Source organism: Actinomyces sp. HMSC08A09 (assembly GCF_001807465.1).
Taxonomy (GTDB): Bacteria; Actinomycetota; Actinomycetes; order Actinomycetales; family Actinomycetaceae; genus Actinomyces; species Actinomyces oris.
In genome coordinates this window covers 57,822-59,105 of the sequence record NZ_KV789111.1, presented here as the reverse complement: position 1 = coordinate 59,105, position 1,284 = coordinate 57,822, and the positions used below count along the sequence as shown (strand labels likewise).

Annotated in this window: 1 protein-coding gene and 1 pseudogene; both read left to right on the top strand. The window is 63.6% G+C overall.

All coding sequences use genetic code 11. From position 1 onward, the window contains the following. Nucleotides 1-192 (top strand): annotated as a pseudogene (locus HMPREF3165_RS05350) (hypothetical protein); the annotation flags it as partial. Nucleotides 193-297: 105 nt separating this feature from the next. Next, nucleotides 298-1,284: hypothetical protein (locus tag HMPREF3165_RS05345; RefSeq protein ID WP_070511386.1), on the top strand; the 987-nt coding region annotated here is incomplete at its 3' end.

Below are 1,284 nucleotides of genomic sequence, written 5' to 3'. Positions count from 1 at the left end.
GTCCACGCCGTCGCCGACTGCCAAGCCGCAAAACTGACCACGCTCCAGCTCAACGGCAAACTGCAGAAAGGACTCTCCAGCGACAACGACTACTGGATAACCTTCACCTGCAACAACGGCACCTGGGCCTCAAAGTATGACTCCCCCAGCCCCAGCGACACCGAAATCCTCAACAAAGCCGCCGAACTCTAGCCGACCCACCGTTCGTTCTTCGCCTCTGCAGCGTCGGACCAAACGCCCCCGCCACCACAATGGATCGGGAAGAATACCTCCAATGAGTCAGCAAGGGAGCAGCCGATGCCCGACGAGCAGACCGATCCAGACCAGGGAGAGTCCCCCACCGTCTCTTCCGTGCAGGGTCAAAAGGCGATTGGACGCAATGACGCCGACGGCAACGCCACCCGCGCCAACGATGAGACGGCTCCCAGTGAGGTGCCCGTAGAGTCGGCGTCGGTGGAGCAGCACCCTCTGAAGCGGAGCGCTCCTCGTGGGCCGGGGTGCTTCAAACTGGGCTGCGTGACCCTGGCACTCCTTCTGGTGACGGTCGGCGGGTTTCTCTACATCGTGGCGGCTGGCCTGGACCCGAGCCTGGGGCCCGGCAACGCCGGCGCCCGAAGCGTCGCCAAGGCCGCAGTCACGAGCCTCTCCAAGAACCCAAGCGTTGAGTCGACGCAAATCATGCAGGCAGGAGCCAACTCAAACACTGGCTCGGTGGCTGAGGTCAAGGCGCATCTCAAGGCCGACACCCCAGTGGACAGCGCTGCCGACATGCTGCCTTCAACCTGCAGCGCCGCCCAACGAAACAGCGTATGGGGCACGGTGACCGTCGGGATCATCTTCACCTGGAACATGAAGGGCACCGAGATCGACGTCTACTTCAACTGCCGCGGCCCAGCCTCCGAACTGCGCACCGGCGTTCAGCACGACCTGGCCCCAGCAGGCGAGGCCACAACGATCATGCGCAACGATGACACGTCATCCCTTGAGGTCGACTACGCAGACGTCACCACACCCCCGTCCACGCTGACCGCCCCGTCCGGCTCACCAACCATCAAGACCTTCACCATGAACGGATGGAAGGTCACCTCCACCAGCAACACCGACGGTCAGTTCAGCAACCCGCCCTTTGACCAGCTCATCACCGCCGCCAAACAGGCCAGCCCCGCAGGCACCATCGACCTCGACGGCACCACCCTGTCCGTCACTGGCCTAGTCACCGACGAGCGCAAAGGTCTCACCCCCGAGGCAGCAGCACCCGTCATCCACACCGTCGCCGACTGCCAA